The organism is Streptomyces sp. NPDC031670 (genome assembly GCF_055580545.1).
On the sequence record NZ_JBVILC010000014.1, the window covers coordinates 45,737 to 69,910 of the forward strand.

The following is a 24,174-nucleotide window of genomic DNA, read 5'->3' on the forward strand; positions in this document are numbered from 1 at the left end:
CGCATGAGGACTGAGACATGTACAAGCTCTTCTTCCACCTGGTCTTCAAGCGGATGGACCCGGAGCAGGCCCACCACCTGGCCTTCCGCTGGATCCGCCTCGCCGCCCGGATCCCCGTCCTGCGCACCTTCGTCGCGGCCGTCCTCGCGCCCCGCCACAAGGAGCTGCGCACCGAGGCGTTCGGGCTGCGGATGCACGGCCCCTTCGGCCTCGCCGCCGGCTTCGACAAGAACGCCGTGGCGATCGACGGCATGTCGATGCTCGGCTTCGATCACGTCGAGATCGGCACGGTCACCGGCGAGGCCCAGCCCGGCAACCCCAGGAAGCGGCTGTTCCGGCTGGTCCAGGACCGCGCCCTGATCAACCGCATGGGCTTCAACAACGAGGGCTCGGCGGCCGTCGCCGAGCGCCTCGCGGCCCGCCGAGCCGTCTTCCGTACGACGGTCGGCGTCAACATCGGCAAGACCAAGACCGTCCCCGAGGCGGACGCCGCCGCCGACTACGTGAAGTCGACCGAGCGGCTCGCCGCGCACGCCGACTACCTCGTCGTCAACGTCTCCTCGCCCAACACCCCCGGGCTGCGCAACCTCCAGGCGACCGAGTCGCTGCGCCCGCTGCTCACCGCGGTGCGCGAGGCCGCCGACCGTACGGTGACCGACCGGCGGGTGCCGCTGCTCGTCAAGATCGCCCCGGACCTCGCCGACGAGGACGTGGACGCGGTCGCGGACCTGGCCGTCGAGCTCGGCCTGGACGGCATCATCGCCACCAACACCACCATCGCGCGCGAGGGCCTCGGCCTGAGGTCCGACCCGGCGCTCGTCAAGGAGACCGGCGGCCTCTCCGGCGCCCCGCTCAAGGACCGCTCCCTGGAGGTCCTGAGCCGCCTCTACGCGCGCGTGGGCGACTCCCTCACCCTGGTCGGCGTCGGCGGCATCGAGACGGCCGAGGACGCCTGGCAGCGGATCCTGGCCGGGGCCACCCTCGTCCAGGGCTACAGCGCCTTCATCTACGAGGGCCCCTTCTGGGGCCGGGCGATCCACAAGGGCCTCGCGGCCCGGCTCGCCGCCTCCCCGTACGCCACCCTCGCCGAGGCGGTCGGCGCCGAGACCCGAAAGGCCCTCAAGTGAGTCTTCCCTTCGGCGCGCGGCTGCGCCACGCCATGGACGAGCGCGGTCCCCTCTGCGTCGGCATCGACCCGCACGCCTCCCTGCTCGCCGAGTGGGGTCTCAGCGACGACGTGGCGGGCGTGGAGCGGTTCTCGCGCTCGGTCGTCGAGGCCCTGGCCGAGCGGGTCGCCGTCTTCAAGCCGCAGGCGGCGTTCTTCGAGCGCTTCGGCTCGCGCGGCATCGCGGTCCTGGAGCGGACCGTCGCGGACGCGCGCGCGGCCGGCACGCTGGTCCTGATGGACGCCAAGCGCGGCGACATCGGCTCCACCATGGCCGCGTACGCCGAGACCTTCCTGCACCCGGACGCGCCGCTGTTCTCCGACGCGCTCACCGTCTCGCCCTACCTCGGCTACGGCTCGCTGAAGCCCGCCGTGGAGCTGGCCCGCGAGAGCGGCGCCGGGCTCTTCGTGCTCGCCCTGACCTCCAACCCGGAGGGCGCGGAGGTGCAGCGCGCGGTGCGCGAGGACGGCCGCACGATCGGCGCGACGATGCTGGCGCACCTGGCGGACGAGAACGCGGACGCCGCCCCGCTGGGCTCCTTCGGCGCCGTGGTGGGGGCGACGCTGGGCGATCTGTCCGCCTTCGACCTCGACATCAACGGGCCGCTGCTGGCTCCGGGCATCGGGGCCCAGGGCGCGACGGCAGCGGACCTGCCCGCGGTCTTCGGCGCGGCCGTGCGCAACGTGGTCCCGAACGTCAGCCGGGGTGTTCTGCGTCACGGTCCCGACCTCGTCGGGCTGCAGGACGCGGCGGCCCGTTTCGCGGACGAGATCCGCACGGCGGTGGCCTCGGCCTAGAGGTCCGCGCGGTCCTCGGGCGAGTCCGCGCGCCAAAGGTTGACGCATTCCTTACCCAAAACCGGGGTGTTATGTCACGAATGTCCTGGTCGGCAGAGGCTGACCAGGACTTTTCGTCTGTTCTCGCTGACTGGAGCGGTCCAGGCCGCTAGTCTCCGACGAGAGCAGAGACGAGCGAACGGGCATTGCGCGTCGCTCGTTGCTCGCCTGGTGTGGGGCGACCAGCTTCCGCACCGGTCCGTATCCGACAGTTCGACATCCGAGGTGACGTAGGCGTGGCTCTTCCGCCCCTTACCCCTGAACAGCGCGCAGCCGCGCTCGAAAAGGCCGCCGCGGCTCGCCGGGAGCGGGCCGAGGTCAAGAATCGACTCAAGCACTCCGGCGCCTCCCTCCACGAGGTCATCAAGCAGGGCCAGGAGAACGACGTCATCGGGAAGATGAAGGTCTCCGCCCTCCTTGAGTCCCTGCCCGGCGTGGGCAAGGTCCGGGCCAAGCAGATCATGGAGCGGCTGGGGATCTCCGAGAGCCGCCGAGTGCGGGGTCTCGGCTCCAACCAGATCGCATCCCTGGAGCGTGAGTTCGGCGGCTCCGGGGCCTGACGTCCCGGGCACCCCCGGGAAGCTGGAATAATCGGTGCATGGCAGCTTCACCCCGGGGGTCTTCCCCCGTACCCCCGGACGCACGTCCGCGACTGACCGTGCTCTCCGGCCCCTCCGGGGTCGGCAAGAGCACGGTCGTCGCTCATATGCGCAAGGTCCACCCCGAGGTCTGGCTCTCGGTGTCGGCGACGACCCGTAAGCCACGCCCCGGCGAACGCCACGGCGTCCACTATTTCTTCGTGGACGACGAGGAATTCGACAAGCTGGTCGCCAATGGCGAACTGCTCGAATGGGCCGAATTCGCGGGAAACCGCTACGGCACGCCCCGCCGCGCCGTCCTGGACCGCCTGGAGGCCGGTGAGCCGGTCCTCCTGGAGATCGACCTCCAGGGCGCCCGGCTGGTGCGCGAGTCGATGCCGGAGGCCCAGCTCGTCTTCCTGGCCCCGCCGAGCTGGGACGAGCTGGTCCGCCGGCTCACCGGCCGCGGGACCGAGGCGCCCGAAGTCATCGAGCGCCGGCTCGCCGCCGCCAAGGTGGAACTGGCCTCGGAGTCGGAGTTCGATACGACCCTGGTCAATACCTCCGTCGAGGATGTAGCGCGCGAGCTGCTAGCCTTGATGAAAGTTCTTTGATTTTTCACCCCTTCGGAAGGCAGACGTGTCCTCTTCCATCACCACGCCCGAGGGCATCATCAACCCGCCGATTGATGAGCTGCTCGAAGCAACCGACTCGAAGTACAGCCTCGTGATTTACGCGGCCAAGCGCGCCCGTCAGATCAACGCGTACTACTCGCAGCTCGGTGAGGGCCTGCTGGAGTACGTCGGCCCCCTGGTGGACACCCACGTCCACGAGAAGCCGCTCTCCATCGCGCTTCGTGAGATCAACGCGGGTCTGCTGACCTCCGAGGCCATCGAGGGCCCGGCCCAGTAAGGCTTCGAAAACGTGTGACCACAGGCCCGGCAGTGTGACTGCCGGGCCTGTGGTGTGTCATAGGGGAGTACGTATCCGAATGCGGGGAGACGCGGTGGACAAGCCGAAGGTCGTTCTGGGGGTCAGCGGTGGGATCGCCGCCTACAAGGCGTGCGAGCTGCTGCGCAGGCTGACCGAGTCCGGGCACGACACGCGCGTGGTGCCGACCGCGTCGGCGCTGCACTTCGTGGGAGCGGCCACCTGGTCGGCGCTCTCCGGGCACCCGGTCTCCACCGAGGTGTGGAACGACGTCCACGAGGTGCCGCACGTACGGATCGGCCAGGACGCCGACCTCGTCGTCGTCGCCCCCGCCACCGCCGACATGCTGGCCAAGGCGGCCCACGGCCTCGCCGACGACCTGCTCACCAACACCCTCCTCACCGCCCGATGTCCGGTCGTCTTCGCCCCCGCGATGCACACCGAGATGTGGGAGCACCCCGCCACCCAGGAGAACGTGGCGACGCTGCGCCGCCGCGGCGCGGTCGTCATCGAGCCCGCCGTCGGCCGCCTCACCGGCGTCGACACCGGCAAGGGCCGGCTCCCCGACCCCGGCGAGATCTTCGAGGTGTGCCGCAGGGTGCTGGCCCGCGGGACCGGCGAGCGGGACCTCGAAGGCCGCCACGTGGTGGTCAGCGCGGGCGGCACGCGCGAGCCGCTGGACCCGGTGCGCTACCTGGGGAATCGTTCCTCCGGGAAGCAGGGGTACGCCCTGGCCCGCACCGCCGTGGCCCGGGGCGCCCGCGTCACGCTCATCGAGGCCAACACCGGGCTGCCCGACCCGGCCGGGGCGGACGTGGTCCGGGTGGGCACCGCCGTTCAACTGCGGGAGGCCGTGCTGAAGGCCGCCGCGGACGCGGACGCCGTGGTCATGGCGGCGGCCGTGGCCGATTTCCGGCCGGAGACGTACGCCGCCGGGAAGATCAAGAAGAAGGACGGCGAGGAGCCCGCGCCGCTCACCCTGGTCCGCAACCCCGACGTCCTCGCCGAGCTCTCCGCCGACCGGACACGCCCGGGCCAGGTGATCGTCGGCTTCGCCGCCGAGACCGACGACGTCCTGGCCAACGGCCGCCGCAAGCTGACGCGAAAAGGCTGTGACCTGCTGGTCGTCAACGAGGTGGGGGAGCGCAAGACCTTCGGCTCCGAGGAGAACGAGGCGGTCGTGCTGGCCGCCGACGGGACGGAGACCCCGGTCCCGTACGGGCCGAAAGAGGCGCTCGCCGACGTGGTGTGGGATCTCGTCGCCCCGCGTTTCGGATAAATTCACGTGCGCCCCGAGAGCGGTCCCAAACCCGCCAAAAACCGCTCCGCGAGCCGCCGGTGGAGACCGATTCCCGTACCGCGACACGCGGTGTCGCAGGTCACAGAGCTTTCAATGTGCGAGACAAGTGGCCCGGTGAGCGGCACCGACCGATAAACTGGTGGTGGAACGACGTCGGGCGCAGCCTCCGGCCCGTTCCACCCATGATCAGCCAGCAGCCGCTGCAACCCCAGGGAGCATTGTGTCCCGTCGTCTGTTCACCTCGGAGTCCGTGACCGAGGGCCACCCCGACAAGATCGCTGACCAGATCAGCGACACGATCCTCGACGCGCTCCTGCGCGAGGACCCGACGTCCCGTGTCGCCGTGGAGACCCTGATCACCACGGGTCTGGTCCACGTCGCGGGCGAGGTCACGACCAAGGCGTACGCGCCCATCGCCCAGCTGGTCCGGGACAAGATCCTGGAGATCGGGTACGACTCGTCGAAGAAGGGATTCGACGGCGCGTCCTGCGGCGTCTCGGTCTCCATCGGCGCGCAGTCCCCGGACATCGCGCAGGGCGTCGACACCGCGTACGAGAAGCGGGTCGAGGGCGACGAGGACGAGCTCGACAAGCAGGGCGCCGGCGACCAGGGCCTGATGTTCGGCTACGCCTGCGACGAGACGCCCGAGCTGATGCCGCTCCCGATCCACCTGGCGCACCGCCTCTCGCGCCGGCTCTCCGAGGTGCGCAAGAACGGGACCATCCCCTACCTGCGCCCCGACGGCAAGACCCAGGTCACCATCGAGTACGACGGCGACAAGGCCGTCCGCCTCGACACGGTCGTCGTCTCCTCGCAGCACGCGAGCGACATCGACCTCGACTCGCTGCTCGCCCCCGACATCCGCGAGTTCGTCGTGGAGCACGTGCTGGGGCAGCTCGTCGAGGACGGCATCAAGCTCGACACGGACGGCTACCGTCTGCTGGTCAACCCGACCGGCCGCTTCGAGATCGGCGGCCCGATGGGCGACGCCGGCCTCACCGGCCGCAAGATCATCATCGACACGTACGGCGGCATGGCCCGCCACGGCGGCGGCGCCTTCTCCGGCAAGGACCCGTCCAAGGTCGACCGCTCCGCCGCGTACGCGATGCGCTGGGTGGCGAAGAACGTCGTCGCCGCCGGCCTCGCGGCCCGCTGCGAGGTCCAGGTCGCGTACGCGATCGGCAAGGCCGAGCCGGTCGGTCTCTTCGTCGAGACGTTCGGCACCAACACGGTCGACAACGAGAAGATCGAGACCGCGATCACCGAGGTCTTCGACCTGCGCCCGGCCGCGATCATCCGCGACCTCGACCTGCTCCGCCCGATCTACGCCCAGACCGCCGCGTACGGCCACTTCGGCCGCGAGCTCCCCGACTTCACCTGGGAGCGCACGGACCGCGTGGACGCGCTGCGCACGGCCGCGGGTCTGTAACCGAACCAGGCTCCACGGCGGCCCCGGACCGGCGCGGTCCGGGGCCGCGGTGCGTCCGGGGCCGGGCCGCTGTCAGTGGTGTCTGGTAGGAATTTGGCTGTGAGCAGCGAGAACGAGAAGCCGGGCGGGGGCGCCGAGGGGGGCGGGGCGGAGCAGCTCGCGCTGATTCGGGAGACCGTGCGCAAGGCCAAGGTGCCCAAAGCCAAGCCGCGGACCTGGCGTGGCGCCGCGCTGGCCGAGGGGCTGCCCGTGGCGCGGGTCGTGGTGGACAAGGGCGGCGTCCACCTCGACCGCTACTTCGACTACGCGGTCCCGCGCGAGCTGGACGCCGACGCCCAGCCCGGGGTGCGCGTGCGGGTGCGGTTCGGGGCCGGGGCCCGCCAGGTGCGCGGCGGGCGCCGGGAGGGCGGCGGGCTGATCGACGGGTTCGTGGTCGAGCGCCTCGCCGAGTCCGACTACTCGGGGCCGCTCGCCGCGCTCGCCAGTGTCGTCTCGCCGGAGCCGGTGCTCAGCCCCGGGCTGCTCGCCCTGGCCCGCGTGGTCGCCGACCGGTACGCGGGCAGCCTCGCGGACGTGCTCCAGCTCGCGGTGCCGCCCAGGAACGCCCGGGCCGAGGCGAAGCCCTCGCCCGAGCCGCCGGGGCCGCCGCCGGCGCCGGACGCGGGGACCTGGGTGCGGTACGGGAACGGCGGCGCGTTCCTGCGCGCCCTGGCCTCGGGCGGGGCCCCGCGCGCGGTGTGGACCGCGCTGCCCGGCCCGTCCTGGGCCGAGGAGATCGCCCGCGCCGTCGCGGCGACCCTGGCGGGCGGGCGCGGCGCGCTGGTCGTGGTGCCCGACGGGCGCAGCGCCGGGCGGGTCGACGCCGCGCTCACCGCGGTGCTGGGCGAGGGGCGGCACGCGCTGCTGACCGCCGAGTCCGGCCCGGAGAAGCGCTACCGGCAGTGGCTCGCCGTGCGGCGCGGCTCGGTGCGGGCCGTGGTCGGCACCCGCGCCGCGATGTTCGCCCCGGTCGAGAGGCTCGGCCTGGTGGTCGTCTGGGAGGACGGCGACTCCAGCCACAGCGACGACCACGCCCCCTTCCCGCACGTCCGCGAGGTGCTGGAGCTGCGCGCCACCCACGACAAGTGCGCGTTCCTGCTGGGCAGTACGAGCTGTACGGTCGAGGCCGCCCAGCTCGTCGAGAGCGGCTGGGCGGCGCCGCTGGTGGCGGACCGCGCCACCGTACGGTCGGCGGCGCCCCTGGTGCGTACGGTCGGCGACGGCGAGCTGGCCCGGGACGAGGCGGCCCGGGCCGCCCGGCTCCCCAGCCTCGCCTGGCAGGCCGTCCGGGACGGCCTGAAGAGCGGCCCCGTCCTGGTCCAGGTGCCCCGCCGGGGCTATGTCCCACGCCTCGCCTGCGAGCGGTGCCGCACCCCCGCGCGGTGCCGGCACTGCTCCGGGCCCCTGGAGGCGCCGGACGAGCGGGACCTGCGGTGCGGATGGTGCGGGCGGGGCGAGTCGGAGTGGCGGTGCGCGGAGTGCGGCGGCGTCCGGCTCCGGGCGCAGGTCGTGGGCGCGCGCCGGACCGCCGAGGAGCTCGGCCGGGCCTTCCCCGCGGTGCCGGTGCGGACCTCGGGCCGCGACCATGTGCTGGACAGCGTGCCCGGGCGGCCCGCGCTCGTCGTCTCCACCCCCGGCGCCGAGCCGGTCGCCGAGGGCGGATACGCGGCGGCGCTGCTCCTGGACGGCTGGGCGATGCTCGGACGCCCCGATCTGCGCGCCGGGGAGGAGGCGCTGCGCCGCTGGATCGGCGCGGCCTCACTGGTGCGCGGCCAGGACGAGGGCGGCACGGTGGTGGTCGTCGCCGAGCCGACGTTGCGGCCGGTCCAGGCCCTGGTCCGCTGGGACCCGGTCGGCCACGCCCTGCGCGAGCTGGCCGAACGGGCCGAGCTGGGCTTCCCCCCGGTCTCCCGGATGGCCGAGGTCACCGGGCGCGCGGAGGCGGTGGAGTCGTTCCTGACCAGCGTTCCGCTGCCGCCCGACGCGCAGATCCTGGGCCCGGTGCTGATGCGCCCGACCGAGCCGGGCCGGGCCCGGCGCCCCGGCGACCCTCCGGTGGGGGAGACCTGGGAGCGGGCGCTGCTGCGCGTGCCACCCGGCAGCGGCGCCGCCCTGGCCACCGCGCTCAAGACCGCCCAGGCGGGACGGCTGGCTCGCGGGGGCGGCGATCCGGTACGGATCAGGGTGGACCCGCCGGACATCGGCTGAACCCGACCCCCCGCCCGTACGCCCACGCAGCCCTCGCAGACAGGGTGCCCCCGGCGCAAGGCCCAGGTGCGACGAGGGCACGGGGAGGCGCGGGCGGTCAGCCGTTGCGCGGGCCCGGGAACGCCGTCGTACGGGCCTCCTCGCGCAGCGACTGCGAGGTCGCCGTCGGCTGGGGCGGCATCGAACGCGCGGCCGGCACCGCGGGGATCACGGCGGGCACCGGCAGCGTGCGCGTCACGGTCGTCTCCGCCGGGCGCTCGGCCTCGGCGCTCTGCGCGGCGGCCCGCCGCGCCCCGTAACGCCGGTGCACGGCCTGCTTGGTGACCCCGAGCGCCGAGCCCACCGCGTCCCACGAGAAGCCCAGGGAGCGGTCGAAGTCGACGGCGGCGGTGACCAGGGTCTCCACGCTGTCCCGCAGCTCCTGGGCGAGCCGGACGGTGGGGGCGGGGGCCCGGCCGTAGACGACGAAGCCCGTGGAGGGGCCGGAGCGGCGCGGACGGTAGACGTTGCCGAGCTGGGCGGTGAGGGTGCGCAGCGCGTCCACCTGCCGGCGGACCCGCTCGATGTCCCGCACCAACAAGTGCAGACTGGCCCGTGCCTGGGCGTCGTGGGTTGCGTGGTCGGCCATGAACAAGCCTCTCGGACCGGCGTTGTTGAAAAGGGATCGGGCCGCCCGCGCGGCCCGTTTCGGTCAATCTCTCTTGACCAACGCGCCACCCGCTCTTGTGGTCACGCTGCGGGGGCGTATGGGTATGAGCGCAGGGCGCGCGAAGTGGCGTACGCCCCTGTCCCGATACCGCGAAAGGAAACCCGAACAGCTCACTCGAACGTCCTGCGCGACGGCACGGCCGGGACACCCAACGTGCGGGCCCGGACACGCAATAGACTGGGCGTCGCTCTCTACAAAGCGAGGTACTCCCCAGTGAAGCTCGTCTTCGCAGGCACCCCCGAGGTCGCCGTTCCCGCCCTTGACGCCCTGATCGCCTCCGGCCGGCACGAGGTCGCCGCCGTGGTGACCCGGCCCGACGCGCCCGCCGGACGCGGCCGTCGGCTGGTGGCCAGCCCCGTCGCCCAGCGCGCCGAGGAGGCCGGCATCGAGGTGCTGAAGCCGGTGAAGCCGCGCGACGAGGACTTCCTGGCGCGGCTGCGCGAGATCGCCCCCGACTGCTGCCCGGTCGTCGCCTACGGGGCACTGCTCCCCCAGGAGGCGCTGGACATCCCGCGGCACGGCTGGGTCAACCTGCACTTCTCGCTGCTCCCCGCCTGGCGGGGCGCCGCCCCCGTCCAGCACGCGCTGATGGCGGGCGACGAGATCACCGGAGCCTCGACCTTCCAGATCGAGAAGGGCCTGGACTCCGGCCCGCTGTACGGGACGGTGACCGAGGCCGTCCGTCCCACCGACACCAGCGGCGATCTGCTGACCCGGCTCGCCTTCGCCGGTTCCGGACTGCTGGCGGCCACCATGGACGGCATCGAGGACGGCACGCTCAAGGCCGTTCCGCAGCCCGCCGACGGGATCAGCCTCGCCCCCAAGATCACCGTCGAGGACGCGCAGATCGACTGGGCCGCTCCCGCGCTCCGGGTCGACCGCGTGGTGCGCGGCTGCACCCCGGCCCCGGGTGCCTGGACCGTCTTCCGGGGCGAGCGGCTCAAGCTCGTCCAGGCGGCGCCGGTCCCGGACCGTACGGACCTGGCGCCCGGCGAGCTGTCCGCGGGCAAGAACAACGTGTACGTGGGCACCGGCTCGCACGCCGTCGAGCTCCTGTGGGTCCAGCCCCAGGGCAAGAAGCCGATGAAGGGCGCGGACTGGGCGCGCGGTGTGCGCATCGCCCCGGGCGAGCACCTCGGCTGAACGGGGCGCGCGGACCCGGGTGGGGGCGTGCGGCGAACAGTCGTAGGCTGGTCGGGTTCGCACCATCTGACCAGCGGAGCACCTTCCACGTGAACGATCAGCCGCACGGCCGTCCCCGCAGCAGCGACGGCAAGGGCGGCGGCAAGCCGTACCGCCGCCCCAAGAAGGACCCCGTCCGCATCCTCGCCTTCGAGGCGCTGCGCGCCGTCGACGAGCGGGACGCGTACGCCAACCTCGTGCTGCCGCCCCTGCTGCGCAAGGCCCGCGAGGGCGGGAACTTCGACGGCCGTGACGCGGCGCTCGCCACCGAGCTCGTCTACGGCACCCTGCGCCGCCAGGGCACCTACGACGCGATCATCGCGGCCTGCATCGACCGGCCGCTGCGCGAGGTGGACCCGCCGGTCCTCGACGTTCTCGCGCTCGGCGCGCACCAGTTGCTCGGGACCCGCATCCCCAGCCACGCGGCGGTCTCCGCCAGCGTGGAGCTCGCCCGGGTGGTGCTCGGCGACGGCCGGGCCCGCTTCGTCAACGCCGTCCTGCGCAAGATCGCGGCGAACGACCTGGACGGCTGGCTGGAGAAGATCGCACCTCCGTACGAGGAGGACGCCGAGGACCACCTCGCCCTGGTGCATTCGCACCCGCGATGGGTCGTCTCGGCGCTCTGGGACGCGCTGGGCGGTGGCCGTGCGGGCATCGAGGACCTGTTGGAGGCCGACAACGAGCGGCCCGAGGTGACCCTGGTCGCCCGCCCCGGCCGCTCCACCACCGACGAACTCATGGACGCGGTCGGCGAGGACAGCGCGCTGCCGGGCCGCTGGTCCCCGTACGCCGTACGGATGGCCGAGGGCGGCGAGCCGGGCGCGCTCGACGCCGTGAAGGACGGCCGGGCCGGTGTGCAGGACGAGGGCAGTCAGCTGGTGGCCGTCGCACTCGCGAACGCGCCGATCGAGGGGCGCGACGAGCGCTGGCTCGACGGCTGCGCGGGCCCCGGCGGCAAGGCGGCGCTGCTCGCCGCGCTGGCCGCCGGGCGCGGGGCGGCCCTGCTCGCCTCCGAGAAGCAGCCGCACCGGGCCCGGCTGGTGGAGCGCGCGCTCGCCGGCAACCCCGGCCCGTACCAGGTGATCACGGCGGACGGCACCCGGCCGCCGTGGCGGGAGGGCTCCTTCGACCGCGTCCTGATGGATGTGCCGTGCTCCGGGCTCGGCGCGCTGCGCCGCCGCCCCGAGGCCCGGTGGCGCCGCCGGCCCGAGGACCTGGAGGGCTTCGCGCCGCTCCAGCGCGGGCTGCTGCGCGAGGCGCTGTCGGCGGTGCGGGTGGGCGGCGTCGTCGGGTACGCGACCTGCTCACCGCACCTCGCCGAGACGCGGATCGTGGTGGAGGACGTGCTCAAGGGCCGGGGCGGGGCTCCCGTCGAGGCCGAGTGGATCGACGTACGGCCGCTGATGCCGGGCGTCGCGGGGCTGGGCGACGGGCCCGACGTACAGCTCTGGCCGCATCTGCACGGGACGGACGCGATGTATCTGGCGCTGCTGCGGCGCACGGCGTGAGAGAAGGGGCCCGGAGCCGCGAACTCCGGGCCCCTTTCGGGTTCGTCGGGCGCTAGGGCGTACGGACCCCGGCCGGCGGCGCGGCCGGGCCCTCCTCCGCCTCCCGGGACAGCCGGTGCGGCCACCACACCCGTCGGCCCACGTCCAGGAACAGGGACGTCACCAGGATCGAGCGGACCACGAAGGTGTCGAGCAGCACGCCCAGCGCCACCGCGAAGCCGATCTCGGCGAACGCCGTCATCGGGAGCGTGCCGAGGACCGCGAAGGTACCCGCGAGGACCAGGCCCGCCGAGGTGATCACGGCGCCGGTGGCGGCCAGGCCGGTCACGACGCCCCGGCGGGTGCCCTGGCGGGCCGCCTCCTCGCGGATACGGGTGGACAGGAAGATGTTGTAGTCGATGCCCAGGGCCACCAGGAAGACGAAGACGAAGAGCGGGAAGTCGGTGGACTCGCCCGCGTAGTCGAAGAGATGGCGGAAGGCGAGCGCGCTGATGCCGAGCGCCGCCGCGAAGGACAGCACGACCGTGGCGATCAGCAGCAGCGGTGCCACCAGTGCCCGCAGCAGAACACCCAGGACGCACAGCACCACGAGCAGCACCAGCGGGATGACCAGTTTGTTGTCGTGGGTGGTGGCCTTCTCCATGTCCAGGACGGCCGCGGTGCCGCCCCCCACGCGCGCGTGGGCCCCGGGCACCGCGTGGACCGCGTCCCGTACCCGCTCCACGGTCGCGTGCGCGGCGGCGCTGTCCGGGCGCGCGGTCATGGTGGCTTCGAGCAGGACCTCCCCGTCGTGCCCGGCCGCGGTGCCCGGCGGCACGCCGACGGACGCGGGTACCACCCCGTCGGTGGCCGCCACCGTCCGGCGCACCTCCGGCGCCTGCCGCGCCGCCGTGATGATTACCAGGGGGTCGCCGCTGCCCGCCGGGAAGTGCTTCGCCTGCACCTCGGCGCCCACGATCGAGTCCGGTCTGCCGGTGAAGGAGTCCGCGTTGCTCAGTCCGTCCGCCCTCAGCTGGAGCAGGCCCAAGGAGCACGCGGCCAGCACCACGGCGGTCGTCACCCACACCGCTCGGGGGCGGGTGGCGATCCGGCGGCCGGTGTGCGCCCACACCCCGCGCGCGGTCGGGTCGGCGGAGCCGAAGACGGGTCCGGCCGGCCAGAAGATCCAGCGGCCGAAGATCACCAGAAGCGCCGGGAACAGCGTGAGCATGGCGAGCAGCGCGACCGCCACGCCGATGGCGGCGACCGGGCCGAGGCCCTTCGTGGAGTTCATCTCGGCCACCAGCAGGACCAGCATCCCGAGGATGACGGTGGCGCCACTGGCCAGGACCGCCGGCCCGGCCCGGTGCAGGGCCAGCGCCATCGCCTCATGGCGGTCCTCGTGGCGGCGCAGCTCCTCGCGGTAGCGGGAGACGAGCAGCAGCGCGTAGTCGGTGCCGGCGCCGAAGACCAGCACCGTGAGGATGCCGGCGCTCTGGCCGTTGACGGTCAGGCCTGCGTGCCGGGCCAGCAGGTAGATCACCGCCTGCGCGGCGGCGAGCGCCCAGACCACGGAGATCACCGGCACCAGGAGCAGGGTGGGACTGCGGTACGTGATCAGCAGCATCACCACGACCACCGCGAGCGCGGAGAAGAGCAGCGTGGAGTCGATGCCGGAGAAGGCCTTCGCGAAGTCGGCCGAGGTGCCGCCGGGGCCGGTGATGTGCACCTGGAGCCCGTTGTCCGAGGCGCCGGACCTCTCGCGCAGCCGGTCGACCGCGTCCGCGATGTGGTTCCAGCCGTTCTTGTCCATCTTGATCGGCACCAGGACCTGCGCGGCGGTGTTCGCGGGGTCGAACAGCGGGCCCTGGACGCGGGCGCCCTGGATGCCGTCCGCGCTCAGGGCGCGCATCGCCGTGGCGTCCGCGGCGATCTTCTGCCGGTCGGCGACGGTGAGGCTGCCCTCGCGCGCGTAGACGACGACCGCCGGGACCTCCTCGGGCCTGAACGCCTTGGCGGAGTCGAAGACTTGGGTCGACTCGGCGCTGCCGGGCAGCCAGGAGGTGGCGTCGTTGTCCTGCGCGTCGGTGAGCTTCGAGGCGAGCGGGAAGGCGACCGCGACCACGATCAGCCAGAGGACGAGCACCAGCCACTTCGTCCGGCGACCGCACACCAACCACGCGGCCGAGCGCCCGCCGGGTCGTCGCCCGGGGGGCGCGGAGTGGTTCTCATGCGGGTTCCGGTGCGTGTGCGCGTCGGACATCACGTCCCCCAGGGGGCCCGCGGTCGGCGCGGGTTGCCGCTCCCGAAATGGCCTGAAACACCAGGATTACACGGAGCGTCCCGGTCCGGCGAGTCGTGGGAGAGGCGTAGGAGAGACGTAGGTCTCGCCCCCCGCGGGCACCGAGTCCGTACCGTGGCAGGCAAGTGCTGCGAGGCATGGCAGGCTTGGGGCATGGCTCAGATCAACCCCAGCATCCTCTCCGCCGACTTCGCGCGCCTCGCCGAAGAGGCCAAGGCCGTCGAAGGCGCCGACTGGCTGCACGTGGACGTCATGGACAACCACTTCGTACCGAACCTCACGCTCGGTGTGCCGGTGGTGGAATCCCTGCGCCGGGCCACGGACATCCCGCTGGACTGCCATCTGATGATCGAGGACCCGGACCGGTGGGCCCCGCAGTACGTCGAGGCGGGGGCCGGCTCGGTCACCTTCCACGCCGAGGCCGCCGCCGCGCCCGTGCGGCTCGCGCGGGAGATCCGGGCCAAGGGGGCGCGGGCGTCGATGGCGCTCAAGCCCGCGACGCCCATCGAGCCGTACGAGGACCTGCTGTCCGAGCTGGACATGCTGCTGATCATGACCGTGGAGCCGGGCTTCGGCGGTCAGTCGTTCCTGGACGTGATGCTGCCGAAGATCCGCCGCACCCGGGAGTTGATCTCCAAGCACGGCCTCGAACTGTGGCTCCAGGTGGACGGCGGGGTCTCCGCGACGACCATCGAGCGGTGCGCCGAGGCGGGCGCGGACGTCTTCGTGGCCGGGTCGGCCGTCTACGGAGCGCAGGACCCCGCCGACGCGGTGCGTACTCTGCGCTCCATGGCGGAACGCAGCACGGCGAGCGCCCCATGGGCATGCGGCCACTGAGCCACGGCTCGGTGAACGCGGCCCTCCGGGGCTGATCAAGGACCGTTGGATCTGACAGGATGAACAGCGAGTCCAGAGTGTGAACAGCAGTGAGGAGATCGCGGTGTCTGCAATGTCGGCGGGTCGGTCAGCCCTGCGGATGGGACCCGCGGAGCTGGTGCAGGCGGCGGCGATGGCCCGCCGCTTCTATCTGGAGGGCAAGTCCAAGATCCAGATCGCCGAGGAGTTCGGCGTCAGCCGCTTCAAGGTGGCCCGGGTCCTGGAGACCGCCCTGGAGCGCGACCTGGTGCGGATCGAGATCCGCGTCCCGGCGGAGCTGGACGCGGAGCGCTCGGACGCGCTGCGCGCCCGGTACGGGCTGCGGCACGCGGTCGTCGTCGAGTCCCCGGAGGCGGGCGAGGACGAGTCGTCCCCCGACCCGGAGAACCTGGGCGAGGTCGCCGCCGATCTCCTCGGCGAGCTGGTCAGCGAGGGCGATGTGCTGGGCCTGGCCTGGGGCCGGTCCACCATCCACATGGCCGCGGCCCTCGACCGGCTGCCGCCCTGCACGGTCGTGCAGCTCACCGGGGTGTACGACGCGGGCACCGCCGAGCGCGGCTCGGTCGAGGCCGTACGGCGCGCCGCCCAGGTGTCCGGCGGTGACGCCCACCCCATCTACGCGCCGATGCTGCTGCCGGACGCCGCCACCGCGGCGGCCCTGCGCAACCAGACCGGGATCGCGCGGGCCTTCGAGTACTTCGACAAGGTGACCGTGGCGGCCGTGTCCATCGGTTCGTGGGAGCCGGGCATCTCCACGGTGCACGACATGCTGACCGACGAGGAGCGGGCGCACTACGCCTCCCTCGGCGTCGCGGCCGAGATGTCCGCCCATCTCTTCGATGCGGAGGGGCGGCGCGTCGGCCGCGATCTCGGGGAGCGGTGCATCACGGTCGAGGCGGACCGGCTGCGGCGGATTCCCGAGGTCGTGGCGATCGCCGGGGGTGCGCGGAAGGCGTCCGCGATCGACGCGGTGCTGCGGTCGGGGCTGGTCACGAGCCTCGTGACCGACACTGCCGCGGCGGATTTCCTGCTGCACGAGACGGGTGTGCAGCCCCGGCCCGCGCTGGACCGGGCGGACCCGGACGGGGACTGAGTCCACCGCCCCCTCCGGGGCGCGCCCGGGCCCCTTGTGGGCTTCGCCCCGGTTCTTGGTGTTTTGTCTGCGGACTGGTGGGCGCTGATCGCGCAGTTCCCCGCGCCCCAGGGGGGACGGGGGTGCCGCACCAACGTAGGCCCGCCGCCCCCAGCGCCCTCGGTCAGGCGTACACGCGTTCCGCGTTCTGGCTCGCCAGGAGGCCGGTGACCCGGTGCGCGTCCGTGTGCGACCACGCGCCCGAGGTCGTCCATGTCTCCAGGAGCTCGTCCAGGCCCTCCCGGAAGAGGCGCGCCCCGACCACGTACAGCTCCGGCAGTCCGTAGGCGTCGGTGGAGAAGAGGAGTTTGCCGAACGGGGTGAGCTCCAGCATCTCGGCCAGTACGGCGCCGGCCCGGGCGCCCGTGTGGCTGAGGGTGAGCCCCATGTCCGCGTACACATGCGGGTACACATGGGCGAGATAGGCCGCGTTGCGGTGGTACGGGTAGCCGTGCAGCAGGATCAGCGGGGTGCCGGAGGGGCGCGTGGCCCGGATGAAGTCCGTCAGGAGCAGCGGGTCGCAGCGGTGCAGCCGGAGGTCCGTATCGCCGAAGCCGGTGTGCAGCTGGAGCGGGAGCCGGGTCGCGACCGCGGACCACAGCAGATGGCGCAGCAGCACCGGATCCTTGAGACGGTCGCCCTTCGGCCGTTTTTTCAGCCAATTCGCCGCCGCGTCCCGCACCTCGTGGAGTGCGGGCGGCTCGGGGGCGAGGTCGAGCCCGTACCGGTAGGCGGCCACCGACTTGAACCCCACGGCCGTGGTCGCCGCCGCGCGGATCCGCGCCGCCAGCTCCGCCAGGAACGCGTCCGCGTCCCGGGTCGTGTCGGCCGCCAGCTCGGCCAGCCGCTCCAGGCGCACGATCTCGTGGACCGGGGCGCCGCTCAGCTCGGCGAGCTCGTCGGGGCCGGTGATGTCGCCGGGGAGGCCGGTGTCCATGAGGTACGCGCCGATGCCGCTGCCGCGCAGGAGCAGCCGGGTCGCCTCCCGGGCGCCGAGTTCGCGCCGCCGCTCCAGGTAGCGCTCCGGGGTGCAGTGCGCCTCCAGCCCGAGCAGCGGGGGACACCAGCGGCGCACCGCGAAGCCGAGCTGGGTGTCGAAGAAGCTGGTCCCGGGCGCGGCGGGGCCGTCCGCCTCGGTCAGGAACGCCTCGAAGGCGGCGGGACCGGGGTCGGTGCGCAGCACGCCGTGGCAGTGGTGGTCGAGCAGCGTGCCCGCGGGGACCTCGACGGGGGCGCGCCGGGGCCGGTCGGTGGCCGCCTCCCCGGGCCGCGCCGGGGCCGCCTCCTGACCGCCCGTCTCGGTGCCGCCCGTCTCGGTGCCGCCCATCTCAGTACCGCCCCCGCGTCGCGTCCGCGATCTCCTGCGGGGACTTGCCCTCGAACAGGGCCGACTCCGCCTGGCGGACCGCCGCGAAGGCCTCGAAGAGCGGGTCGCCCATCGCCTCGCGCAGGACGCCGGAGGCGGTGAAGTGGCGCAGTGCCTCCGGCAGGGAGGCGGGCAGGCGGGGCCGGCCGCCGACCACCGCGGGGTCGCCGGAGACCGGGTCGGGCAGCATCGCCTTGGTATCGAGGCCCGCGAGCCCCGCCGCGATCACCGTGCCCACCGCGAGATACGGATTGGCGGCCGGGTCGAAGCACTTGACCTCGGCGTTGGCTGCGTCCGGGTCGTCGGGGGCGCCGGTGATGAAGCGGAGGGCGGCCTCCCGGTTCTCGTGCCCCCAGCACTGGAACGCGCCGGCCCAGCGGGAGGGTTCCAGGCGGAGGTAGCTGGCGGGGGAGGGGGCGCCGACGGCGACGAGGGCGGGCAGGGCCGCCAGGACCCCCGCCAGGAACGCCTCGCCGTCGGCGGTCATGCCGAGGCGGCCGTCTCCGCCGCCGCACAGGTTCCGGCCACCCTGCCAGAGGCTGAGGTGGAGGTGGGCGCCGTTGGCGACGCCGCCCGGGGTGACCACGGGGCCGAAGAAGGCGGTGAGCCCGTGCCGTACCGAGACCGCGCGGATCGTCTCGCGCACCAGGACCGCCAGATCCGCGGCGCCCACCGGATCGGCGGGCGCCACCGACACCTCGAACTGGCCCTCGGTGTACTCGGGGTGGATCTGCAGCACATCCACGCCCTGGTCCAGCAGTGCGCCGAGCACATCGCCGAGATACCCGGACCGCTCCACGACCCGCGCCATCCCGTACGCCGGGCCTTCGAGCGCGGGCGAGACCGTCCACTCCGTCTCGAAGCCCATCCGCAGCGAGAGCCCTCGCTCGGCGGCCCGGAGCGTCATCCGCCGGGCGAACAGCCGCTGGCAGCCCGGGTGTTCACCGCCCAGCTGGTCGTAGCGGTCGACCGGGGCCCAGGCCCAGCCGGGCTGCCCGGCGAGCACGGTCAGCCGGTCCAGGTCGGGGAAGAGCCGCAGATCGCCGTCCGGGCCGCCGCTGAAACGGCTGGAGGTCGCCGAGTCGTCGACCAGGAAGGCGTCGAAGCACGGCGACATCCCGACCCCGCGCTCCACGACCGAGGGCAGCCGGGCCGCCGGCACCACCTTCACGCGCGCGATGCCCGCGTTGTCCACCGAGGTCAGCGCCACCGCGCGGACCCCTTCGGAGGCGAGCCGCGCCGCCTCCTGCCGCGCCCGCTGTACCCGCTCCCGCACCTGCTCCGACCCCACTGCCTCAGTCCCTCCCGCCGCCCAGCTGCTTCACCGTGGCGACCGTGTCCGCCTCCGAGGCGCTCTTGTCCTCGCGGTAGCGCACTACCCGTGCGAACCTCAGTGTCACCCCCTCCGGGTAGCGCGACGATCTCTGCACCCCGTCGAAGGCGATCTCTACGACGAGTTCCGGCCGTACCCGCACCCCCCACGGCTCCTCGGCCACCGCCAGCTCCCGCAGCCGCTCGGTCTGCCAGGCGAGCAGCACATCGGTGAGGCCCTTGAAGGTCTTGCCCAGCATGGCGAACGAGCCGTCCGGGCGCCGGGCGCCCAGGTGCAGATTGGAGAGCGTGCCGGTGCGCCGGCCGTGCCCCCACTCGGCCCCGAGCACCACCAGGTCGAGCGTGTGCACCGGCTTGACCTTGAGCCAGGAGGCGCCCCTGCGGCCCGCGCTGTACGCCGAGTCCAGCGCCTTCACCACCACGCCCTCGTGGCCGCGCTCCAGCGTCAGCGCCGCGAACTCCCGTGCCGCCGCCCGCTGTTCGGGATCGGCCGGGTCCTCCACCACGACCCGCCGCACCCGGCGCGGCTCCGGCGCGACCCGGACCAGCTCGGCGCAGCGCTCCCGTACCGGCAGATCGAGGAGGTCGCGGCCGTCCAGGGAAAGCAGATCGAAAAAGACCGGAAACAGTGGCAACCGGTCCTGGGCACCGGCCACATCCAGCCGGGAGCCGACCCGGCCCGCGATGTCCTGGAACTGCCGGGGGCGCCCCTCCAGGTCGAGCGCGATCACCTCGCCGTCGAGGATCGCCCGGTCGGCGTTCAACTCGCGCGCGGCGGCCACCACTTCGGGCAGCCGGGCGGTGATCTCGTCGAGGGTACGGGTGAAGACGCGTACCCCGTCGCCGTCGCGGTGGACCTGCACCCGGATGCCGTCGAGCTTCTCCTCCACCGCGCACGGACCCAGCCGGTCCAGCGCCTCGTCCACGTCCTTGGCGGTGTGCGCCAGCATCGGCAGCACCGGCCGGCCCACGTCCATCCGGAAGGCGGCCAGCGCGTCGCCGCCACCGCCCAGGAGCGCCTGGGCCACCGCCCCCAGCGAGCCGCCGAGCATCACCGCGCGCCGCACGTCCGCCGCCGGGGCGCCGGTCGCCTCGGCCAGGCCCTCCACCGCCGCGGCGTCGAGCGCGCCCTGACGGACCTCGCCGGTGATCAGACCGATGAGGAAGCGCTGCTCCTCCTCGGTGGCCGCGGCCATCAGCTCGCGGACCAGCCGTCTGCGCTCGCCCTGCGCGCCCTTGCCCGCCAGCGCGCCGATCCGGTCGAGCGCCGCGTCGACCTCCTGGACGGTCAGGGAGGGGCTCCCGGCGGGCGGCGGACCGTCCTTCAGGGTGCTCCAGCCCAGGCCCGTACGGCGCTGCGGCAGCCGTCCCGCCAGATAGGTGACCACCAGCGGGGCCTCGGCCGGGGCGGTCTCGCGGAACAGCGCGGCGAGCAGGGCGGCCTTCTTGGTACGGGAGGAGGTCGCCGCGATCTCCCGGGAGGTCGCGGCCACATCGGCGAGGAGCATGTCCCCATCGTCACCCGGTCCGTTCGCGTCCGCAGGTCCGAGGTGGCAGCATCGGCGCATGCTCACCAGGTCCGCCCGAACGACCGCCGCCGCCCTGCTGGCCTGCCTGGCGCTCCTGCTCACGGGGTGCGGGGGGACGGCGAAGAAGGACGGCGAGGCGCCCCGGGCCACCGCCACCGCCGCGGGCGCCGCCACGCCCGGCTGGGCCCGGGACATGGCGACCGTCCGCGCCGGCGCACTGCCGGCCGAGGCCCAGCAGACCCTGAAGCTCATCGACCGGGGCGGCCCCTTCCCGTACGCCAAGGACGGCACGGTCTTCTCGAACTTCGAGAAGGCCCTGCCGCAGCACAAGCGGGGCTACTACCACGAGTACACGGTGAACACCCCGAAGTCGCGCGACCGCGGGGCCCGGCGGCTGGTCACCGGGCAGGGCGGCGAGATCTACTACACCGGCGACCACTACAAGACGTATCTGGCGGTGCTGCGATGACGACCGACCCGTTCGACGCCGTACGGGCCACCGGCTGGCAGGTCGACGTCCTCGACCTGGCCGGGGTCACCGACCGGGCCGGCTTCATGGACCGCTGCGCCCGCGCGCTGCGCCTGCCGGAGTGGTTCGGCCGCAACTGGGACGCCCTGGCCGACTGCCTGGGCGACCCCGACTGGGGCCCGGCCGACCCCGGCCGGCTGCTGGTGGTGCGGCGCTGGCAGGGGTACGCGGCGGCACGGCCGCAGGAGTGGGAGACCGCGCGGGAGGTGCTGGACGAGGCGGCGGTCGACGGCGACGCCGGCACCCTGGCCGTGGTGCTCGCCCTCGGCGCCTTCGTGTGATCGCACCAGGGTGCTGTCCAAGCCCTGGATGATCGGCCCTGGCGGCGCAATCATACGAACATGGGACAATGAAGTACGTGCGTTTAGCCCCGGCTGAAATGCCTGGGGTCACTCCGATCGACTGGGATGTTCTGCACGTGCGTTTCCTCAATGACATCAAGCCGCCGTACGACCTGACGTACGACGATGTGTTCATGGTCCCCAGCCGCTCCGCGGTGGGCTCCCGCCAGGGCGTCGACCTGGCCTCGCCCGACGGCTCGGGCACCACGATCCCGCTCGTCGTCGCCAACATGACGGCCATCGCGGGACGGCGGATGGCCGAGACCGTGGCGCGCCGCGGCGGCATCGTCGTCATCCCGCAGGACATCCCGATCGAGGTCGTCACCGACGTCATCACCTGGGTCAAGACGCGTCACCACGTGCTCGACACCCCGATCGTCCTCGCGCCGACCCAGACCGTCGCCGACGCGCTGGCGCTGCTGCCCAAGCGCGCCCACAACGCCGGTGTCGTCGTCGACGCCGAGCAGCGCCCCGTCGGTGTGGTCACCGACGCCGACCTGACCGGCGTCGACCGCTTCACGCAGCTCTCCGAGGTCATGTCCAAGGACCTGCTGCTGCTCGACGCGGACATCGACCCGCGCGAGGCGTTCAACAAGCTCGACCACGCCAACCGCCGCTACGCCCCGGCCGTGGACAAGGACGGCCGCCTCGCCGGCATCCTCACCCGCAAGGGCGCCCTGCGCGCGACCCTGTACGCCCCGGCCACCGACGCCTCCGGCCGGCTGCGCGTCGCCGCCGCCGTCGGTATCAACGGCGATGTGGCGGGCAAGGCCAAGCAGCTCCTGGACGCCGGCGCCGACACGATCGTCGTCGACACCGCGCACGGCCACCAGGAGTCGATGATCGCCGCGATCAAGGCCGTCCGGGGCCTGGACCCGCAGGTCCCGATCGTCGCGGGCAACATCGTCGCCGCCGAGGGCGTGCGCGACCTCATCGACGCCGGCGCCGACATCATCAAGGTCGGTGTGGGCCCCGGCGCCATGTGCACCACCCGGATGATGACGGGCGTGGGCCGTCCGCAGTTCTCCGCCGTCCTGGAGTGCGCGGCCGAGGCGAAGAAGTACGGCAAGCACGTGTGGGCCGACGGCGGTGTGCGCCACCCGCGCGACGTCGCCATGGCGCTCGCGGCCGGTGCCTCCAACGTCATGATCGGCTCCTGGTTCGCCGGTACGTACGAGTCCCCGGGCGACCTCCAGCAGACCGCCGACGGCCGGCTCTACAAGGAGTCCTTCGGCATGGCCTCGGCCCGCGCCGTGCGCAACCGCACGAGCGAGGAGTCCGCGTACGACCGGGCCCGCAAGGCGCTCTTCGAGGAGGGCATCTCCACCTCGCGGATGTTCCTCGACCCGGCCCGGCCGGGCGTCGAGGACCTGATCGACTCGATCATCGCGGGCGTCCGCTCCTCCTGCACCTACGCGGGCGCCGGCTCGCTGGCGGAGTTCGAGGAGAAGGCGGTCGTCGGTATCCAGTCCGCCGCCGGTTACGCGGAGGGCAAGCCGCTGCACGCCAGCTGGAGCTAGGCGCCCCACGGGGGCCTGGTCCTTCGTCCGCGGGTTCGCCGTGGCTGATCGCGCGGTCCCCCGCGCCCCTCAGGTGAAGAGCCGGCCCCCCGTGCCGTAGGTGCGGGGGGCCGGCTTCTGTATGAGCGGGCCCAGCGCCGCTGTCACCGCCCTCGCGATCTTCTCGTGGCCGGTGTCGTTCGGGTGGAGACCGTCCGCAAGGTCCTCGGGGGTCAGCAGAGCGCGGCCAGGAAGCACGCGGAGGTGGCTGTCGCCGTCTTTGACGCGGTCGCGGGCCGCCGCCTCCATCGCCGCGCGCAGGGCGCCCAGCGTGGCGCCCAGGGCGTTCGGGGTGTCTTCGGCGGCGGGACACAGGAGCGGCGAGAGCAGCAGCAGCGGGGTGTGCGGGTGGCCCCGGCGCACCAGGGCCAGGAACGCCCTGGTCGTCTCGTACAGCAGCGGCGCCGAACTGGGCACGCCCGACCAGCAGTTGGTGCCGAAGGCGAGGGTCAGCGCGTCGGCGGGCAGGGACGCGAGCTGTTGGGCTGTGGCGAGTTCGCCGCGCGCGGCCCCCGCGTAACCGAGGTTGACGGTGTCCCAGCCGAGCGTCCGCCCGGCCACCGCGGGCCAGGCGTGGGCGGGCCGGGTCGACCACCAGCCCTCGGTTATCGAGTCGCCGTGGACCAGCCAGCGCGGGCCGGGCGGGGCGGGCGTGAGCGTGCCGCCGACCCCGCGCAGGGCGAGGACGCGCGGCGAGCGGTCCTGCGGCGGATGGACCGTGAACGGGCCGCCGCCGGGCGGGAGTTCGAGGACCACGACCGCCTCCTCGGCCGGGGTGACGGCCGCCTCGTGGACCAGGCGGCCGTCCGCCCAGAGCGCGAAGGTGTGGGCGAGGGAGCGCATCGCCTCGCCCGGCGCGGGCACCTCGGCGCGGTAGTGGATCTCCACCGCCGGCGCTCCCTCGGCGACGAATTCCAGCCGCACCCCGATCGGCAGCCCGGCCCGCTCCGCGGTGTCCCACGGCAGCCGCGCCAGATCGTCCGGGTCCGCCCGCACCGGCAGGCCCTCGGCGTCCCGCCACGCCACTCCGCGCAGGAACGGTTCCGGGTCCAGCCAGGTCATCGAAGCCTCCGATCGGGGTACCCGGACACCGCGCCGGCCGGGGTGTCGGGGACCTCACTCCTACCCCGCCGCGCACGGCCTGATCACACCGTTGACGCACGGATCGAACGCTGATGCGCAACAAACACCCATCCGTCGCGCTTGTGCGCAATGATCATTCACCGATGCGCAAGGTTGCTGCATTACGAGCGGGAAGCGGAACCCTCTACTCTTCTCGCGATACGTGGAGTGGCGGCGACCGCCTGCTCGGCGGTACCGACCACGGTGTGCTCAGTCATGCCC

21 protein-coding genes are annotated in these 24,174 nt (G+C 73.3%); 15 read left to right on the forward strand and 6 right to left on the reverse strand.

Translation table 11 applies throughout. The features are described from left to right. Positions 1-17 precede the first annotated feature (17 nt). The 8 genes from ACZ5ID_RS24710 to ACZ5ID_RS24745 all read left to right on the forward strand — a co-directional run bounded on the left by ACZ5ID_RS24710 (position 18) and on the right by ACZ5ID_RS24745 (position 8,486). Complete coding sequence (locus tag ACZ5ID_RS24710) at positions 18-1,127, forward strand: quinone-dependent dihydroorotate dehydrogenase (protein WP_468901826.1); 1,110 nt, start codon at positions 18-20, stop codon at positions 1,125-1,127. After that, positions 1,124-1,963 (forward strand): orotidine-5'-phosphate decarboxylase, encoded by an 840-nt coding sequence (pyrF, locus tag ACZ5ID_RS24715; RefSeq protein ID WP_406552614.1) that lies wholly within the window; start codon positions 1,124-1,126, stop codon positions 1,961-1,963. The genes ACZ5ID_RS24710 and pyrF overlap by 4 nt, the downstream gene beginning before the upstream one ends. A 275-nt stretch (positions 1,964-2,238) precedes the next feature. Beyond that, complete coding sequence (locus tag ACZ5ID_RS24720; protein WP_016638838.1) at positions 2,239-2,562, forward strand: integration host factor; 324 nt, start codon at positions 2,239-2,241, stop codon at positions 2,560-2,562. Positions 2,563-2,600: 38 nt separating this feature from the next. Then, the gene (gene gmk / locus ACZ5ID_RS24725; protein ID WP_468901830.1) at positions 2,601-3,194 is read left to right on the forward strand and encodes a guanylate kinase; all 594 of its coding nucleotides are present in this window, start codon (positions 2,601-2,603) and stop codon (positions 3,192-3,194) included. Between the two features lie 25 nt (positions 3,195-3,219). Beyond that, the gene (gene rpoZ / locus ACZ5ID_RS24730) at positions 3,220-3,492 is read left to right on the forward strand and encodes a DNA-directed RNA polymerase subunit omega (RefSeq protein WP_003970369.1); all 273 of its coding nucleotides are present in this window, start codon (positions 3,220-3,222) and stop codon (positions 3,490-3,492) included. A gap of 79 nt (positions 3,493-3,571) precedes the next feature. Beyond that, complete coding sequence (gene coaBC, locus ACZ5ID_RS24735; RefSeq protein ID WP_468901833.1) at positions 3,572-4,789, forward strand: bifunctional phosphopantothenoylcysteine decarboxylase/phosphopantothenate--cysteine ligase CoaBC; 1,218 nt, start codon at positions 3,572-3,574, stop codon at positions 4,787-4,789. A gap of 241 nt (positions 4,790-5,030) precedes the next feature. Then, positions 5,031-6,239, forward strand: coding sequence for a methionine adenosyltransferase (gene metK, locus ACZ5ID_RS24740; RefSeq protein WP_468901836.1), 1,209 nt, complete (start codon positions 5,031-5,033; stop codon positions 6,237-6,239). 99 nt (positions 6,240-6,338) lie between these two features. Beyond that, positions 6,339-8,486 carry a primosomal protein N' gene (locus ACZ5ID_RS24745; protein WP_468901839.1) on the forward strand — a complete coding sequence of 716 codons (2,148 nt, stop codon included), beginning with the start codon at positions 6,339-6,341 and terminating at the stop codon, positions 8,484-8,486. A gap of 97 nt (positions 8,487-8,583) precedes the next feature. Here the strand turns inward: ACZ5ID_RS24745 and ACZ5ID_RS24750 are convergent, their stop codons facing one another. After that, on the reverse strand, positions 8,584-9,114 hold the full coding sequence (locus ACZ5ID_RS24750) for a hypothetical protein (protein ID WP_406554819.1): 531 nt from the start codon (positions 9,112-9,114) through the stop codon (positions 8,584-8,586). Between the two features lie 294 nt (positions 9,115-9,408). On the opposite strand from ACZ5ID_RS24750, the gene fmt reads away from it, so the two are divergent. Continuing rightward, positions 9,409-10,338 (forward strand): methionyl-tRNA formyltransferase, encoded by a 930-nt coding sequence (gene fmt, locus ACZ5ID_RS24755; RefSeq protein ID WP_468901842.1) that lies wholly within the window; start codon positions 9,409-9,411, stop codon positions 10,336-10,338. Positions 10,339-10,427: 89 nt separating this feature from the next. After that, a complete protein-coding gene (locus ACZ5ID_RS24760; RefSeq protein WP_406554817.1) occupies positions 10,428-11,885 on the forward strand; it encodes an RsmB/NOP family class I SAM-dependent RNA methyltransferase in 1,458 nt (485 codons plus the stop codon). A gap of 52 nt (positions 11,886-11,937) precedes the next feature. Here the strand turns inward: ACZ5ID_RS24760 and ACZ5ID_RS24765 are convergent, their stop codons facing one another. Continuing rightward, the gene (locus tag ACZ5ID_RS24765; protein ID WP_468901846.1) at positions 11,938-14,010 is read right to left on the reverse strand and encodes an MMPL family transporter; all 2,073 of its coding nucleotides are present in this window, start codon (positions 14,008-14,010) and stop codon (positions 11,938-11,940) included. Positions 14,011-14,319: 309 nt separating this feature from the next. On the opposite strand from ACZ5ID_RS24765, the gene rpe reads away from it, so the two are divergent. Then, positions 14,320-15,003: a ribulose-phosphate 3-epimerase gene (gene rpe / locus ACZ5ID_RS24770; protein WP_468901848.1), complete on the forward strand. Its 684-nt coding sequence runs from the start codon at positions 14,320-14,322 to the stop codon at positions 15,001-15,003. Positions 15,004-15,082: 79 nt separating this feature from the next. Next, the gene (locus tag ACZ5ID_RS24775; protein WP_079125786.1) at positions 15,083-16,135 is read left to right on the forward strand and encodes a sugar-binding transcriptional regulator; all 1,053 of its coding nucleotides are present in this window, start codon (positions 15,083-15,085) and stop codon (positions 16,133-16,135) included. Positions 16,136-16,298: 163 nt separating this feature from the next. On the opposite strand, the gene ACZ5ID_RS24780 is transcribed toward ACZ5ID_RS24775, so the two are convergent. The 3 genes from ACZ5ID_RS24780 to ACZ5ID_RS24790 are packed head-to-tail and all read right to left on the reverse strand — an operon-like array spanning position 16,299 to position 20,380. After that, the gene (locus ACZ5ID_RS24780; protein ID WP_468901851.1) at positions 16,299-17,501 is read right to left on the reverse strand and encodes an amidohydrolase family protein; all 1,203 of its coding nucleotides are present in this window, start codon (positions 17,499-17,501) and stop codon (positions 16,299-16,301) included. Position 17,502: 1 nt separating this feature from the next. Then, a complete protein-coding gene (locus ACZ5ID_RS24785) occupies positions 17,503-18,831 on the reverse strand; it encodes a type I glutamate--ammonia ligase (RefSeq protein ID WP_468901853.1) in 1,329 nt (442 codons plus the stop codon). A gap of 4 nt (positions 18,832-18,835) precedes the next feature. Beyond that, complete coding sequence (locus tag ACZ5ID_RS24790) at positions 18,836-20,380, reverse strand: ATP-dependent DNA ligase (protein WP_468901856.1); 1,545 nt, start codon at positions 20,378-20,380, stop codon at positions 18,836-18,838. A 58-nt stretch (positions 20,381-20,438) separates the two neighbouring features. Here ACZ5ID_RS24790 and ACZ5ID_RS24795 point away from each other — a divergent pair, with 58 nt between their 5' ends. From ACZ5ID_RS24795 to ACZ5ID_RS24805, 3 genes are all read left to right on the forward strand, one after another. After that, the gene (locus ACZ5ID_RS24795) at positions 20,439-20,870 is read left to right on the forward strand and encodes a guanyl-specific ribonuclease (RefSeq protein ID WP_468901859.1); all 432 of its coding nucleotides are present in this window, start codon (positions 20,439-20,441) and stop codon (positions 20,868-20,870) included. Continuing rightward, complete coding sequence (locus ACZ5ID_RS24800; protein ID WP_468901862.1) at positions 20,867-21,211, forward strand: barstar family protein; 345 nt, start codon at positions 20,867-20,869, stop codon at positions 21,209-21,211. The genes ACZ5ID_RS24795 and ACZ5ID_RS24800 overlap by 4 nt, the downstream gene beginning before the upstream one ends. A 137-nt stretch (positions 21,212-21,348) precedes the next feature. After that, the gene (locus ACZ5ID_RS24805) at positions 21,349-22,791 is read left to right on the forward strand and encodes a GuaB1 family IMP dehydrogenase-related protein (RefSeq protein ID WP_468901865.1); all 1,443 of its coding nucleotides are present in this window, start codon (positions 21,349-21,351) and stop codon (positions 22,789-22,791) included. A gap of 69 nt (positions 22,792-22,860) precedes the next feature. Here the strand turns inward: ACZ5ID_RS24805 and ACZ5ID_RS24810 are convergent, their stop codons facing one another. Continuing rightward, a complete protein-coding gene (locus tag ACZ5ID_RS24810; RefSeq protein WP_468901867.1) occupies positions 22,861-23,892 on the reverse strand; it encodes a GDSL-type esterase/lipase family protein in 1,032 nt (343 codons plus the stop codon). Positions 23,893-24,174: the final 282 nt, after the last annotated feature.

Coding starts and splice junctions, on each gene's coding strand:
- ACZ5ID_RS24710 (WP_468901826.1), top strand. CDS start 18: ATGTACAAGCTCTTCTTCCACCTGGTCTTCAAGCGGATGGACCCGGAG.
- gmk (WP_468901830.1), top strand. CDS start 2,601: ATGGCAGCTTCACCCCGGGGGTCTTCCCCCGTACCCCCGGACGCACGT.
- coaBC (WP_468901833.1), top strand. CDS start 3,572: ATGCGGGGAGACGCGGTGGACAAGCCGAAGGTCGTTCTGGGGGTCAGC.
- ACZ5ID_RS24750 (WP_406554819.1), bottom strand. CDS start 9,114: ATGGCCGACCACGCAACCCACGACGCCCAGGCACGGGCCAGTCTGCAC.
- rpe (WP_468901848.1), top strand. CDS start 14,320: ATGGCTCAGATCAACCCCAGCATCCTCTCCGCCGACTTCGCGCGCCTC.
- ACZ5ID_RS24780 (WP_468901851.1), bottom strand. CDS start 17,501: ATGGGCGGCACCGAGACGGGCGGCACCGAGACGGGCGGTCAGGAGGCG.
- ACZ5ID_RS24790 (WP_468901856.1), bottom strand. CDS start 20,380: ATGCTCCTCGCCGATGTGGCCGCGACCTCCCGGGAGATCGCGGCGACC.
- ACZ5ID_RS24795 (WP_468901859.1), top strand. CDS start 20,439: ATGCTCACCAGGTCCGCCCGAACGACCGCCGCCGCCCTGCTGGCCTGC.
- ACZ5ID_RS24800 (WP_468901862.1), top strand. CDS start 20,867: ATGACGACCGACCCGTTCGACGCCGTACGGGCCACCGGCTGGCAGGTC.
- ACZ5ID_RS24810 (WP_468901867.1), bottom strand. CDS start 23,892: ATGACCTGGCTGGACCCGGAACCGTTCCTGCGCGGAGTGGCGTGGCGG.